The 14132-nt window shown below is 74.8% G+C and carries 12 protein-coding genes and 2 tRNA genes; 8 read left to right on the top strand and 6 right to left on the bottom strand.

Features of this window, described 5'->3' with window-relative positions:
* Positions 1–25: 25 nt before the first annotated feature.
* Entirely contained in the window at positions 26–811 is a 786-nt protein-coding gene (locus H2O74_RS10660) for a fumarylacetoacetate hydrolase family protein (RefSeq protein WP_182111563.1), read from the top strand.
* 7 nt (positions 812–818) lie between these two features.
* On the opposite strand, the gene H2O74_RS10655 is transcribed toward H2O74_RS10660, so the two are convergent.
* Positions 819–1529: a GNAT family N-acetyltransferase gene (locus H2O74_RS10655; protein ID WP_182111562.1), complete on the bottom strand. Its 711-nt coding sequence runs from the start codon at positions 1527–1529 to the stop codon at positions 819–821.
* A 50-nt stretch (positions 1530–1579) separates the two neighbouring features.
* Positions 1580–3088 carry an HNH endonuclease signature motif containing protein gene (locus H2O74_RS10650; RefSeq protein ID WP_182111561.1) on the bottom strand — a complete coding sequence of 503 codons (1509 nt, stop codon included), beginning with the start codon at positions 3086–3088 and terminating at the stop codon, positions 1580–1582.
* Positions 3089–3175: 87 nt separating this feature from the next.
* On the opposite strand from H2O74_RS10650, the gene gltX reads away from it, so the two are divergent.
* Entirely contained in the window at positions 3176–4711 is a 1536-nt protein-coding gene (gltX, locus tag H2O74_RS10645; RefSeq protein WP_220457949.1) for a glutamate--tRNA ligase, read from the top strand.
* Positions 4708–5478, top strand: coding sequence for an HAD family hydrolase (locus H2O74_RS10640; protein ID WP_182111560.1), 771 nt, complete (start codon positions 4708–4710; stop codon positions 5476–5478). Before gltX ends, H2O74_RS10640 begins: the two co-directional genes overlap by 4 nt.
* 67 nt (positions 5479–5545) lie before the next feature.
* On the opposite strand, the gene H2O74_RS10635 is transcribed toward H2O74_RS10640, so the two are convergent.
* Together H2O74_RS10635 and H2O74_RS10630 are read right to left on the bottom strand one after the other, a co-directional pair.
* Entirely contained in the window at positions 5546–6358 is an 813-nt protein-coding gene (locus tag H2O74_RS10635; RefSeq protein WP_182111559.1) for a sulfite exporter TauE/SafE family protein, read from the bottom strand.
* 2 nt (positions 6359–6360) lie between these two features.
* Positions 6361–8250, bottom strand: coding sequence for a gamma-glutamyltransferase family protein (locus H2O74_RS10630; RefSeq protein WP_182111558.1), 1890 nt, complete (start codon positions 8248–8250; stop codon positions 6361–6363).
* A 158-nt stretch (positions 8251–8408) separates the two neighbouring features.
* On the opposite strand from H2O74_RS10630, the gene H2O74_RS10625 reads away from it, so the two are divergent.
* Together H2O74_RS10625 and H2O74_RS10620 are read left to right on the top strand one after the other, a co-directional pair.
* A tRNA-Gln gene (locus H2O74_RS10625) sits at positions 8409–8480 on the top strand.
* Positions 8481–8578: 98 nt separating this feature from the next.
* A tRNA-Glu gene (locus tag H2O74_RS10620) sits at positions 8579–8651 on the top strand.
* A gap of 96 nt (positions 8652–8747) precedes the next feature.
* Here the strand turns inward: H2O74_RS10620 and H2O74_RS10615 are convergent.
* Complete coding sequence (locus H2O74_RS10615) at positions 8748–9467, bottom strand: IclR family transcriptional regulator (RefSeq protein ID WP_182111557.1); 720 nt, start codon at positions 9465–9467, stop codon at positions 8748–8750.
* 98 nt (positions 9468–9565) lie between these two features.
* On the opposite strand from H2O74_RS10615, the gene leuC reads away from it, so the two are divergent.
* Both leuC and leuD read left to right on the top strand, forming a co-directional pair.
* On the top strand, positions 9566–11032 hold the full coding sequence (leuC, locus tag H2O74_RS10610) for a 3-isopropylmalate dehydratase large subunit (protein WP_182111556.1): 1467 nt from the start codon (positions 9566–9568) through the stop codon (positions 11030–11032).
* Between the two features lie 26 nt (positions 11033–11058).
* Positions 11059–11721, top strand: a complete 663-nt coding sequence (leuD, locus tag H2O74_RS10605) for a 3-isopropylmalate dehydratase small subunit (RefSeq protein ID WP_182111555.1) — start codon at positions 11059–11061, stop codon at positions 11719–11721.
* Between the two features lie 66 nt (positions 11722–11787).
* Here leuD and H2O74_RS10600 read toward each other — a convergent pair whose 3' ends face one another.
* On the bottom strand, positions 11788–12636 hold the full coding sequence (locus H2O74_RS10600) for an LLM class flavin-dependent oxidoreductase (protein WP_182111554.1): 849 nt from the start codon (positions 12634–12636) through the stop codon (positions 11788–11790).
* A gap of 163 nt (positions 12637–12799) precedes the next feature.
* Here H2O74_RS10600 and murA point away from each other — a divergent pair, with 163 nt between their 5' ends.
* Positions 12800–14116 (top strand): UDP-N-acetylglucosamine 1-carboxyvinyltransferase, encoded by a 1317-nt coding sequence (gene murA / locus H2O74_RS10595; RefSeq protein ID WP_182111553.1) that lies wholly within the window; start codon positions 12800–12802, stop codon positions 14114–14116.
* Positions 14117–14132: the final 16 nt, after the last annotated feature.

The raw sequence follows: 14132 nt of genomic DNA, 5'->3' as shown, positions 1-14132 counted from the left end.
TAGGCCCCGCGGCTAGGGTGGCGCCGTGCGCATCGCGAGGTTCACGACCGGCGGGGATCCCCGCTACGCCCTGGTCGACGGCGAGGCGGGCTCCGAGGAGCTCGTCGTCATCTCCGGCGACCCCATCTACATGCCGGTGCAGCCCACCGGCGAGCGCGTGCCGCTGTCGCGCGACGACGTGCGGCTGCTCGCGCCGGTCATCCCCAGGTCGAAGATCATCGGAGTCGGGCGCAACTACGCCGAGCACGCCGCCGAGATGGGCAACGACGTCCCCACGTCCCCGCTGCTGTTCCTCAAGCCGAACACCAGCGTGGTCGGGCCCGACGACCCGATCGTGCTGCCGCCGTGGTCGCAGGAGATCCACCACGAGGCCGAGCTGGCCGTCGTGATCGGCAAGGTGACCAAGGACGTCACGCCCGAGCGCGCGCTGGACCAGGTCTTCGGCTTCACCGTGGCCAACGACGTCACCGCGCGTGACGCCCAGCGCACCGACGGGCAGTGGGCGCGCGCCAAGGGCTTCGACTCCTCGTGCCCGCTCGGGCCGTGGATCGTCCCAGGGCTCGACGTCGACGACCTCGCCGTGCGCGCGCGGGTCAACGGCGAGACGCGGCAGGACGGGCGCACGTCGCAGCTGATCTTCGACGTCGCGACGCTCGTGTCGTACGTGTCCGAGGCGTTCACGCTGCTGCCCGGCGACGTCATCCTCACCGGCACCCCGGCCGGTGTGGGACCGGTCGTGCACGGCGACGTGGTCGAGGTCGAGGTCGAGGAGATCGGCGTCCTGCGCAACCCGGTCGTCCGCCGGGACTGAGCCGCCGCTACGGCGACGGGGCCAGGTCGATCGCGACCTGGTCACCGAGGCGGACGAACCCGACGCTCTCCGCCACGCGCGCCGACGCGACGTTGTCCACGCGGCAACGCCACTGCGGCACCAGGCCGGCGCCGAGGGCGTGCAGCGTGGCCGCGGCGGCCGCCTGAGCGCCGAGACCTCGGCCGCGGGAGCCGTCGGCGACCGCGACGCCGAGGTGGGCCAGGGCGCTGCCCCAGGTCTCGTAGCCCGCCGCGGCGGCGGGCGCCCCCGTGTCAGCGTGAACCACGCACCGCGTGCTCATGCGGGCCAGACCGCTCTCCTCCACCTCGGCCGCGGAGCACCGGCAGAGGACCGCCGCGATCTCGGCCCCGGTGGCTGCCCGAGCGGTGCCCTCCCCGCCCCGCGACACCGTGCCGCGATCGGCGAAGGACAGTGAGGCGGCCCCGAGCAGGCTCGGCCGCGCGGGCTCCAACGCGCCGAGCAGGGCGGCGACGTCGAGCAGCTGCGGCGACTCCAGGTGCCGCAGGAGGGAGAGGGCACCCTCGGGCGCCGCGACCGCGATCGTCCCGCGGAGCCGGACCACCACCGCTGCGGTCAGGTCGGGCCGCTCGATGAACACCGGTCCGGCCGTCTCGAGTGTCCGAGGCGTGGTCCGCAGCCGCCCGGCCCACACCTGCCGCACGACCGCCTCGGTGGAGGACGTCACGTCGCGTGTCACCCCGAGGAGTCTGGCAGCCGTCGCGGGCTCGTGGCCTGCCGGCGACGGCGTCAGAACGGCGGCGGAGGTTCTGGCTCCTCCGGCCCCCAGGCCTCCGACTCGCCCGGGACCGCCTGCAGGTGGATCCAGCCGTCCTCGGGCGGCGGGTGCTCCGGCGGACGGCGGTACATGTGACCCGTCGGCGACGTCCACACCGTGCCGCCGGCCGCGACGGTGCCGCCGGCCGCGACGGTGCCGCCCGCCGCGACCGTGCCGCTCGCCGCTGAGCCTGTGGCGGCGGGCACGCTCGCTCCCGCGCCGGGATCCGTCGCGTCCTCGCGGCGGACCTGCCACCCGCCGTGGGTCTTCGCCCGGTGGTGGTGGCGGCAGAGGGCCTGCAGGTTCTCGATCCTCGTCTGGTCGTCCGGACCCGCCGGGTCGTAGGGCTCGACGTGGTCGACGTCGCACCGCTCCGCGGGCATGCGGCAGCCGATGAACGTGCAGGTCCGGTCCCGTTCGACCACGGCGTCGCGCAGCGACGTCGTCGGCCGGTACCGGCGGGACGACCGGGCGAGCGGTTCACCACTGCCCGCCCGGACCAGGAGCGGCTCCCACGTCGAGCCCGCCGCGATCCGCCGCGCGAGACCGCCGGGGACGACGCCGTAGCCGTCGAGGACCGCCGGCGCGTCCGTGAGGCCGAGCAGCGACTCCGCGGTCGCGGTGATGGTCAGGTGAGGCCGCCTGCCCTGCCGCGTCCGCAGCGGCGTCCCGGCCGGGTGCGTGCCGGCGTCGAGCCAGCGGGTGGCGAGGTCGACGAGCGCGTCGGCGCGGCGCTGGTCGAGCGTCCGCCGGTCCTCGTCACGGTCCTGCTGCTCTGCCAGGACGGTCAGGGTCGTGTGGAGGGCCACTGCGTCGGGCGCGGGGAGGAAGGCGCTGACCCATGCCATCGCGTCGGGGGCGGGGAGCAGCTCGACCCGCCGTTCCTCGCACGCGCGGCGGTGCCTGACCACGGCGGCGTCGGGGTCGCGCAGCAGCTCCATCCGCCGGAGCGCGGCCCGCAGCCGCGGCACCGTCGAGGTGACGGCCGTGGGCATCAGGTGCTCCGCGAGGTCGCGGGCGACGTCGTCCGGCAGGCGGCCCAGCTCGTCAGCGAGCAGCGCGGCGCGCCGGACGTCGACGTCCCCGCGGTCCAGCGCGTCCGCCACGGCGGGCAGGCGCTCGAGCCCGAGGGCGAACCCCACCGTGGCCTGCGCGACGGCACGGGTCGTGCACAGCCGCGCGGCGACCTCGTCGCCCAGGTGGTCGGCCCGCTCGCCGACGCGGCGGCGCGCGAGCTCCGCCAGCACGCGAGCCTGGCGACCCGACGCCCACGACACCACTCGTTCCCACGCCGCGACGGCCTCGACGAGCGCGGCGTCGTCGAGGTCGGCGGGCTCGAGCGCGGCGACGTCGGCGGCGAGCTCCGGACCGGGCGCCGCCGCCATCAGCGCGGCGGCGAGCGGGTGCCGCGCCGTCCAGGCGCGCGCGTCGACCGCGGCGGGCGCCGGTGGCGCGGCCGGGAAGGGCGGGGGACTGGACATACCGGCACACTACGGACGACCACCGACACGGTCTGCGCACCTGCGGCGCGGGGGCCGGCCGACCCGCGCGACTAGGCTGGCACCACCATGCCTGAGAACCTCGCAATGCCGTCCGCCCCGTCCTCCACCGCCTCCGGATCGGACGTCCGCGTCCGGTTCTGCCCGTCGCCGACCGGCACGCCGCACGTCGGGCTGATCCGCACGGCCCTGTTCAACTGGGCGTACGCGCGGCACACCGGCGGCACGTTCGTCTTCCGGATCGAGGACACGGACGCCGCGCGCGACAGCGAGGAGAGCTACCAGCAGCTGCTCGACGCGCTGCGCTGGCTCGGTATGGACTGGGACGAGGGCGTCGAGGTCGGCGGACCCCACGAGCCGTACCGCCAGTCGCAGCGGATGGACGTCTACGCCGACGTCGCGCGCCGCCTGCTCGAGGCCGGCTACGCCTACGAGTCCTTCTCGACGCCCGAGGAGGTCGAGGCCCGCCACCGCGCGGCCGGGCGCGACCCCAAGCTCGGCTACGACGGCTTCGACCGCGACCTCACCGAGGAGCAGAAGGCGGCCTACCGCGCGGAGGGCCGTGAGGCCGTGCTGCGCATCCGGATGCCCGAGGACGACGTCACGTTCACCGACCTCATCCGTGGCGAGCTGACCTTCAAGGCCGGCTCCGTACCCGACTTCGTCATCGTGCGCGGCAACGGTCAGCCGCTCTACACCCTGACCAATCCGGTCGACGACGCGCTCATGGGCATCACGCACGTCCTGCGCGGCGAGGACCTGCTGTCCTCGACCCCGCGCCAGGTGGTGCTGTACCGCGCGCTCACGGCGATCGGCGTCGCGCAGGTGGAGCCGGTCTACGGCCACCTGCCGTACGTCATGGGGGAGGGCAACAAGAAGCTCTCCAAGCGGGACCCCGAGTCCAGCCTCTTCCTGCACCGCGAGCGGGGCTTCACGCCCGAGGGCCTGCTCAACTACCTCGCGCTGCTGGGCTGGTCGATCGCGCCGGACCACGACATCTTCACGGTCGAGGAGATGGTCGCGGCCTTCGACGTCGCCGACGTCAACCCGAACCCGGCCCGCTTCGACCTCAAGAAGGCCGAGGCCATCAACGCCACGCACCTGCGGATGCTCGCGCCCGAGGACTTCCGCGCGCGCGTGGTGCCCTACCTCCACGCGGCGGGGCGGGTCTCCGCGGCGTCGTACGACGCGCTCACCGACGCCGAGCGCAGGGTCCTGGACGTCGCGGCGCCCCTGGTGCAGGAGCGCATGACCCTGCTCGGCGAGGCCGTCGGCATGCTGGGCTTCCTGTTCGTCGACGACGCCGCCCTGGAGGTCGAGGACGACGCGCGCGCCGCGCTGCGCGACGACGCCGCCCAGGTGCTCGACGCGGCCACCGCCGCACTCGAGGCGCTGCCCGACGACGGCTTCACGACGGCCGCGACGCAGGAGGCGCTCACCGCCGCGCTCGTCGAGGGCCTCGGCATCAAGCCGCGCTTCGCGTTCACACCGCTGCGCGTCGCCGTGTCCGGCCGCCGCGTCTCGCCGCCGCTGTTCGAGTCCATGGAGATCCTCGGCCGCGCGTCCACCCTCGCCCGCCTCGCGGCGCTGCGCTCGACCCTGTGACGGGCGAGGCGCCGCGTCCCGACGCCGGCCGCCGCGTCGACGGCGTCCTCTTCGACATCGACGACACGCTCGTCGACACGCGCGCGGCGTTCGGCGCCGCGCTGGCCGCCGTGGCCGAGCGCTACCTGCCGCACGTGCGCCCCGAGCAGCACGCCGACCTCCTCGCGACGTGGCGCGCCGACGCCGGCGGCCACTACGCGCGGTACACGCGCGGGGAGCTCGGCTACGCCGCGCAGCGGATGGTGCGCGCCAACGAGCTGCACCGCCGCTTCGGCGGCCCGGAGCTCGACGACGCCGCGTACGCGGCCTGGGCCGCGGTGTTCGAGGCGGGCTTCACGGGGGCCTGGGCGGCGCACCCCGACGCGCGCGGGACCGTCGACCGACTGCTGTCTGCGGGCGTCGCCGTCGGCGCGCTGTCGAACGCCGCGGTCGCCTACCAGGCGAGCAAGCTCGAGCGCGTCGGGCTGCTCGCCGACGTCCCCGTGCTGGTCGGCGTCGACACGCTCGGCTTCGGCAAGCCGGACCCGCGCGTCTTCGCCGAGGCGTGCCGCCGGCTCGGGACCGCGCCCGGACGGACGGCGTACGTCGGGGACGAGCTCGACGTCGACGCGCGCGCCGCGGTCGCCGCGGGGCTGCTCGGCGTCTGGGTGGACCGGCCGGGACCGCGTCGCACCGAGGTGCCCGACGCCGGCGTCGCGGCCGCCCGGGAGGCGGGCGTGGTCGTCGTGCGGTCCCTGGACGAGGTCCCGGCGCTGCTCGGCGTCTGAGCCGCCGTCACGTCGCTGCTCGCGGCCCCGGTCCGAGCCGTCCGCCGGCTCCGCGGGACGGTCTCCGTCAGCCGCGCACCCACAGCGTGACGGCGGCCGCCAGCGCGACGACGACGATGAGCCCGCGCAGCAGCGTCGGCGGAAGACGCCGCCCGACGCGGGCTCCGAGGACCCCGCCGATCGCGGACCCCACCGCGACGAGTCCCGCGATGCGCCAGTCGACCAGACCGCCGACGACGAACACGGTCGCGGAGACGAGGTTCGCCACCCCCGCGAGCACGTTCTTGGCGCCGTTCGCCCGGTGCAGGTCGGTCGTCCAGCCGATGCCGAGCAGCGCGAGCAGCACGACGCCCTGGGCGGCCCCGAAGTAGCCGCCGTAGACCCCGGTCGCGCCGACGCCGACGGCGAGCCCGAGCGTCAGCGGGAGCGTCGTGTGGGTCGCGTTGGGGACCTGCGCCGTCCCGGGTGGTGCGTCGGCGGCCGCCCGCGCCGCGGCCCGACGCCGGACGACGGCGGCGACGCGCGGCTGCGCGGCCGCGAGCACCGCCGCCAGGACGAGCAGCCACGGCACGACGGCGGTGAACGAGTCGGCCGGGGCGACGAGCAGCAGGAGGGCGCCGAGCACGCCGCCGACGGCCGAGAGGACAGCCATCCGCGCGACGACGCCCCAGGCGCCCGCGAGCTCGCGGCGGTACCCCCACGCGCCCGCGACCGATGCGGGCAGCAGGCCCACGGTGTTCGAGACGTTCGCCGTGAGCGGCGGCACCCCCAGCCCCACCAGGAGGGGGAAGGTCAGGAGCGTGCCGGCACCCACCACGGTGTTGACGGTGCCGGCGAGCACGCCGGCGACGAGCACGAGGACGAGGTCGAGCGCGTCCATCCTCAGCGCCCGGCCGCGTAGGCCTGCATGCCACGGGGCGTCGCGGCGGCGCGCAGCACGCCGTCGCGCCGCGCCACGGCCGTGAGGCGGCCCAGCGACCACGGGCCGGTCACCGTCACGTCGTGCCCGCGCCGGCGCAGCCCGGCCAGCACGTCGGGTCCGAGCCGCTCCTCGGCGTGCAGGCCGCGCAGCTCGACCTCGCGCGGGTCGAACGAGGAGACCAGGTGCGTGGTGTGCCACGTGGGGGCGTCGATGGCCTCCTGCAGGCCCATGCCGTAGACGAGGTGGTTCAGCAGGAACGGCACCTGCCACTGGTCCTGCTGGTCGCCGCCCGGCGTCCCGCACGCGATCTCGGGACGACCGTCGCGCAGCACGAGGGTGGGGCTCAGCGTGGTCCGCGGCCGGCGGCGCGGACCGAGCGACGAGGGCAGGCCCTGCTCCACCCAGAACATCTGCGCGCGGGTCGGGAGCGCGAAGCCGAGACCGGGGATGACCGGCGAGCTCTGCAGCCAGCCGCCGCTGGGCGTGACCGAGACCATGTTGCCGGCGGCGTCGACGACGTCCAGGTGGCAGGTGTCGCCGCGCGCGACGCCGTCGGCGCCGGTGCGCGGGTCGACCGCGTCCGGGACCGCGCCGGAGGCCCGCTGGAAGGTGGGCTCCCCGACGCCCGTCGGCCGGGTGGCGGACGCCGCCGCACCGGAGCGCGACGCCGCCTCCGCCTCGAGTGCGCGGCGGGCGAGGCGCGGCTCGCGACCGCCGGGGCTGCCGGGCCGCAGCTCGTCCGACGCCGTCGCGCCGACGAGGGCGCGTCGCTGCGACGCGTACTCGGGGGAGAGGAGCTCCTCGAGCGGGACGTCGGCGTGATCGGGGTCGCCGTACCAGGCGTCGCGGTCGGCGAACGCGAGCTTGGCGCCCTCGACGACCGCGTGGACCAGCTCGGCCGAGCCGGGTCGGGTGTCGGCCAGGTCCATGCCGTCCAGGAGGGTGAGCTGCTGGAGCAGCGCCGGTCCCTGGCCCCAGGGTCCCGTCTTGGCGATGGTCCGGCCCGCGAACTCGACCGTCGCCGGCGCCTCCTCCCGGACGCGCCAGGAGGCGAGGTCGTCCGCGGTCAGCAGGCCGCGGTGCGCCGCGCCCGTCGAGTCCAGGACGGGGCTCGCGGCGAAGCGCCCGATCTCCTCGGCGACGAAGCCCTCGTAGAAGGCGGCGCGCGCCGCCTCGATCCCGGCCTCGCGGTCGGCGTGGCGGTCCGCGACGGCCGCGAGCCGCTCGAGCGTCTCGGCCAGCGCGACGTTGCGCAGCAGCGTGCCGGGCGCGGGCACCTCGCCGCCCGGCAGGTACACCGCCGCCGACGTCGGCCAGTGCGCGGCGAACAGGTCGCGGACGGCGCCGATCGTCGCCGACGCCTGCCGCAGCAGCGGGTGGCCGTGGCGCGCGTAGCCGATCGCGTAGGCCATGACGTCGCTCGCGCGCCACGTCCCGTACCGCGCGAGGAGGTCCATCCAGGTCCCGAACGCGCCCGGCACCACCGCCGCGAGGAGACCCGTGCCGGGGACGTGGTCGAGGCCCAGCGCGGTGAACGCGTCGGGGGTGGCCGCGGCGGGGGACGTGCCCTGCCCGCTGAGGACGAAGGGCGAGCCGCCGGCCGCGCACCCGATGACCGGGACGTCACCCCCGAGGCCGTTGAGGTGCGGCTCCACGACGTGCAGGACGAGTCCGGTCGCGACCGCGGCGTCGAAGGCGTTGCCGCCCCGCTCGAGGACCGCCGCGCCGCTGGCGGTGGCGAGCCAGTGGGTCGAGGCCACCATCGCGTGGGTGCCCGTCAGCTCGGGGCGGGTCGTGAAGTCGGGCGCGATCACGTCCGAGATCGTCGCACGCGGCGGGCGGGCGCTCATGCGCTGCGGTGTGACGCCGGTCGCACGGGGGCCTCGCCGACGCCGTCCCGCGCCCCCGGGTTTGGAGGCGCGGGTCCGCTCGGGTAATGTTCCCCGGCGGTACGAGGTCCACCGATCCACCTCCTCACGGCGGCGGCGAAGCGGGCCGGATACCCCCATGGGGTATGGTGTAATTGGCAGCACGAGTGATTCTGGTTCACTTAGTCTAGGTTCGAGTCCTGGTACCCCAGCCCGATCGAAGGCCGGCAGCGCACGCTGTCCGGGACCGAGATCGGGATGCTGTAAGGTATCGACGGCCTCGCACCCGACGGGTGTGCAGGACGACTAGGCCCCCATCGTCTAGTGGCCTAGGACGCCGCCCTCTCACGGCGGTAACAGGGGTTCGAATCCCCTTGGGGGTACAGAGGAAGGCCCGGTCACCACGGTGACCGGGCCTTCTGCTTTGTCCGGCCGGCCCACCCGCAGTCCGTCGGGCTGCGGGTGGGCCGGCCGGTGGGCTACTCGCCCGTGCGGCGCAGGACCTCGGTGAGGCGGTTGGCCGCCGCGGAGACGGCGCCCGCGTGCAGGCGGCCGGGCTGGCGGCTCAGCCGCTCGACCGGACCGGAGATGGAGACGGCGGCGACCACGCGCCCGGACGGGCCGCGGACCGGCGCCGACACCGACGCGACGCCGGCCTCGCGCTCGGAGACCGACTGCGCCCAGCCCCGGCGTCGGACGCCCGAGAGGATGGTCGCGGTGAACTTGGCGCCCTGGAGGCCGCGGTGCAGGCGGTCCGGCTCCTCCCATGCGAGGAGGATCTGCGCGGCGGAGCCCGCCTGCATCGTCAGCGTCGCGCCGACGGGGATCGAGTCCCGCAGGCCGATCGGCCGCTCGGCGGCCGCGACGCAGATGCGCTGGTCGCCCTGGCGGCGGTACAGCTGGGCGCTCTCGCCGCAGTGGTCACGCAGCGCGGCCAGCACGGGGTTCGCCGCCGCGAGCAGCCGGTCCTCGCCCGCCGCGGTGCTCAGCTCCGACAGCCGCGGACCCAGGACGAACCGGCCCTGCATGTCGCGGGCGACCAGGCGGTGGTGCTCGAGCGCGACCGCCAGCCGGTGGGCGGTCGGTCGGGCAAGATGGGTCGCAGCGACCAGCTGCGCAAGTGTGGCCGGTCCCGCCTCGAGAGCGCTGAGGACCGAGGCGGCCTTGTCCAGCACGCCGACTCCGCTAGAGTTGTCCATAGGCCGATATTGGCGTCTCGATGACTGAGACGCAAGTGGGAGGGCCGAACTGGGGTCCCGGACCCGTCTTCCGGGGGAGTCGCGCGAGAGGAACGCACATGGCCGGCACGCTGGCGGAGAAGGTCTGGGACGCGCACATCGTGCGCCGCGGAACCGACGGGGCCCCCGACCTCCTCTACATCGACCTGCACCTGGTGCACGAGGTGACCAGTCCGCAGGCGTTCGAGGGTCTGCGCCTCGCGGGGCGCCCGGTGCGTCGCCCGGACCTCACGATCGCGACCGAGGACCACAACACCCCCACGCTCGACATCGACCGGCCGATCGCCGACCTCACGAGCCGCACGCAGATCCAGACGCTGCGCAACAACGCCGCCGAGTTCGGCGTCCGGCTGCACTCGCTCGGCGACGCGGACCAGGGGATCGTCCACCAGGTCGGCCCGCAGCTCGGCCTGACGATGCCGGGCCTGACCGTCGTGTGCGGCGACTCGCACACCTCGACGCACGGCGCGTTCGGCGCGCTGGCGTTCGGCATCGGCACGAGCGAGGTCGAGCACGTCCTGGCGACGCAGACCCTGCCGCTGGCGCCGTTCAAGACGATGGCGATCACCGTCGACGGCACGCTGCCGCCGGGGACGACGTCGAAGGACATCATCCTCGCGATCATCGCCAAGATCGGGACCGGTGGCGGCCAGGGCTACGTGCTCGAGTACCGCGGCGAGGCCATCCGTGCGCTGTCCATGGAGGCGCGCATGACGATCTGCAACATGTCGATCGAGGCCGGCGCGCGCGCCGGCATGATCGCGCCGGACGAGACCACGTTCGAGTACCTCAAGGGTCGCCCGCACGCCCCGCAGGGCGCGGACTGGGACGCCGCGGTCGAGTACTGGCGCACGCTGCGCACGGACGACGACGCCGTCTTCGACGCCGAGGTCGTGCTCGAGGCGTCCGACCTGGAGCCGTTCGTCACCTGGGGCACGAACCCCGGCCAGGGCCTGCCGCTGTCGGCCCGGGTCCCCGTCCCCGCCGAGATCGCCGACGAGAACGAGCGCGTCGCGGCCGAGCGCGCGCTCGAGTACATGGGCCTGGAGCCGGGGACGCCGCTGCGCGACATCCCGGTCGACACGGTCTTCATCGGCTCGTGCACGAACGGGCGGATCGAGGACCTGCGCTCGGTCGCCAAGGTGATCCGCGGCCGGAAGAAGGCCGACTCCGTGCGGGTCCTCGTGGTGCCGTCGTCGGCCCGCGTGCGCCTCCAGGCCGAGGCCGAGGGGCTCGACCAGATCTTCCTGGACTTCGGTGCGGAGTGGCGCAACGCCGGCTGCTCGATGTGCCTGGGCATGAACCCGGACCAGCTCGCGGCGGGGGAGCGGAGCGCCTCGACGTCGAACCGCAACTTCGAGGGCCGTCAGGGCAAGGGCGGGCGCACCCACCTCGTCTCGCCGCTCGTCGCCGCGGCGACCGCCATCCGCGGCACGCTCTCGTCGATCGCCGACCTGGGCGACGACGTCGTCGCGCCCGACGGCAGCCCCCTCACCGACACGCGCAGCGACCTGCAGCCGGCCTGACGGCCGTCCGGAACGGAGACAGACCCATGGAGAAGTTCAGCCAGCACACCGGGGTCGGCGTGCCGCTGCGGCGCAGCAACGTCGACACCGACCAGATCATCCCGGCCGTCTACCTCAAGCGCGTGACCCGCACGGGCTTCGAGGACGCGCTCTTCGCCGCCTGGCGCGGCGACCCCGGGTTCGTGCTCAACCAGGAGGCGTACAAGGCCGGTTCCGTCCTCGTGGCCGGCCCGGACTTCGGCACCGGCTCCTCGCGTGAGCACGCCGTGTGGGCGCTCAAGGACTACGGCTTCAAGGCCGTCCTCTCGACCCGGTTCGCGGACATCTTCCGCGGCAACTCCGGCAAGCAGGGGCTCCTGGCCGCCCAGCTCGCGCAGGAGGACATCGAGCTCATCTGGAAGGTGCTCGAGACGCAGCCGGGCACGGAGGTCACGGTGGACCTCGCGGCCAAGCTGGTCCACTGCGCCGACGTGACGGTCCCGTTCCAGGTCGACGACTACACGCGCTGGCGCCTCATGGAGGGCCTCGACGACATCGGCCTGACGCTCCAGCACGAGCCGGACATCACCGCGTTCGAGGAGCGCCGCGAGGCGTGGCGGCCGCTGACCCTGCCGGCGAAGCACCTGCCGCCCGTCGAGATCGTCGCCGCGCGGCCCGTCGCGCTGCACCGGGACGACGCCCTGTCCTGAGGCGCCCTGTCCTGACGCGCCTGTTCCGACGCGCCCTGTCCTGACCGGCCCGCCGCCGGGGCCCGCTCAACGCGGCGGGCCCTGGCGGATCGCCGCGAGGAGAGCCTGCGGCGTGGCGGTCGTCGGGTCCCACCGGGACTCGACCCACCACGTCGCCCCCGCGTCCTCGAGCCGTCGCACGTGGTCCCGGGCGGCGCGCGGGTCCGTCGGCAGGACCCCCTGGGTGACGACGTCGAACTCGGGCGGCACCGGGTGCCCGTCGGCCGCCAGCGCGGCGCGGCGCTCGTGCAGCCACCGGGTCGCGGCGGCGACGTCGTCCACCGTGAGCTCCTCCTCGCTGCCGGTGCGCTGGAGCACGGCCCCGTCCCACCGGGCGGCACGCGCCATCGACCGGGGCGACGGCCACCCCGCGACGGGCCACACCGGGATGCGCGGACGCTGCACCGGTGGCGGGGCGATGTGCAGGCCGTCGACGCGGTAGTGCGCGCCGTCGAACGAGAACGGCTCTCCCGTGGCGGCCAGGTCGAGGATGGCCAGCGCCTCGTCGAGCCGCTCGGCGCGCTCGCGCGCGGTGGCCGGCTCTCCCGAGACCCGGCCGAAGCCGCCGTCGTCCGTGACGCCGAGCCCGACGGGGAGCACGAGCCGGCCGCCGGAGAGGTGGTCCACCGTCAGCGCCTCGCGCGCGACCTTCCACGGCCGGCGGCGTGCGAGCGGGAAGATCATCGCGCCGAGGCGGACGGTGCTCGTGCGGGTCGCGACCGCCCCGAGGACGACCCACGGGTCCCACGTGTCCATGGGGCCGACGCTGATGCCGTCCCACGTGAAGAACCCGTCCCAGCCGTGCGCCTGGGCCTCCTGCCCCATCTCGAGCACCTGCGCGACGTCGCCGTAGCTGCCCACGAACCCGTACCGCATCTCGGACCTCCCGCGTCGACCGGAGCCCGGCCGGACGACGCCCCTGCGCGTCGCGACGTCCCCGGACCTGCTCGTCGCACGGTACGTGTGAGGTCCGACACGCCCGTGACCTCCGCGCGGACGCCGGCGTGACGTACCACCTCGCGTAGGCGACGATGGGCCCATGCCTGACGTCCTGCACATCCACGGTGGCACGCCCCTCAACGGCGAGATCACCGTCCGCGGCGCGAAGAACTTCGTCTCCAAGGCGATGGTCGCGTCCCTCCTCGGCGAGGGGCCGAGCGAGCTGCGCAACGTCCCCGTGATCCGCGACGTCGGCGTGGTCACGGGCCTGCTCGAGCTGCACGGCGTCCAGGTGACGTCCGACCCCCGCGCCGGGGTCCTGCGGCTCGACCCGAGCAACGTCGAGTCGGCCCACGTGGCGGACATCGACGCGCACGCCGGCTCCAGCCGCATCCCGATCCTGTTCTGCGGGCCGCTGCTGCACCGCCTCGGCGAGGCGTTCATCCCCGACCTCGGCGGCTGCCGGATCGGCGACCGGCCGATCAACTTCCACCTCGACATCCTGCGCCAGTTCGGCGCCGTCGTGGAGAAGCGCGAGCAGGGGATCCACATCCGCGCCCCGCGCGGCCTGCACGGCACCAAGGTGTCCCTGCCGTACCCGAGCGTCGGCGCGACCGAGCAGCTGCTCCTCACGGCCGTGCGCGCCGAGGGCCTCACCGAGCTGACGAACGCCGCGATCGAGCCGGAGATCCTCGACCTGATCAACGTGCTGCAGAAGATGGGCGCGATCATCTCGGTCGACACGGACCGCGTCATCCGGATCGAGGGCGTGCCCCGCCTGATGGGCTACCGCCACACCGCGCTCTCGGACCGCATCGAGGCGGCGTCGTGGGCCTCGGCGGCGCTCGCCACGGCCGGCGACATCACCGTGCGCGGCGCGACGCAGCCCGAGATGACGACCTTCCTCAACACCTTCCGCAAGGTCGGCGGGGAGTTCGACGTGCTCGACGACGGCATCCGCTTCTTCCACCCCGGCGGCGACCTGCGCTCGATCGTCCTCGAGACCGACGTGCACCCCGGCTTCATGACGGACTGGCAGCAGCCGCTCGTCGTCGCCCTGACGCAGGCCAAGGGCCTGTCGATCGTCCACGAGACCGTCTACGAGAACCGCTTCGGCTTCACGGACGCGCTCGTCGGCATGGGCGCCACCATCCAGGTGTACCGCGAGTGCCTCGGCGGCCACCCGTGCCGGTTCGGCCAGCGGAACTTCTACCACTCGGCCGTCGTCTCGGGCCCGACGCCGCTCGCGGCCGCCGACATCGAGGTGCCGGACCTGCGCGGCGGGTTCAGCCACCTCATCGCGGCCCTCACGGCCAAGGGCGTCTCCGCGGTGCGGGGCATCGACCTCATCGACCGCGGCTACGAGCACTTCATGGACAAGCTCACCGCGCTCGGCGCCGAGTTCGACCGCAGCTGAGGCGCGGGCTGGGGAC

It is taken from the genome of Actinotalea sp. JY-7876, from assembly GCF_014042015.1.
Lineage (GTDB): Bacteria > Actinomycetota > Actinomycetes > Actinomycetales > Cellulomonadaceae > Actinotalea.
This window is presented reverse-complemented; position numbering and strand designations above follow the sequence as displayed.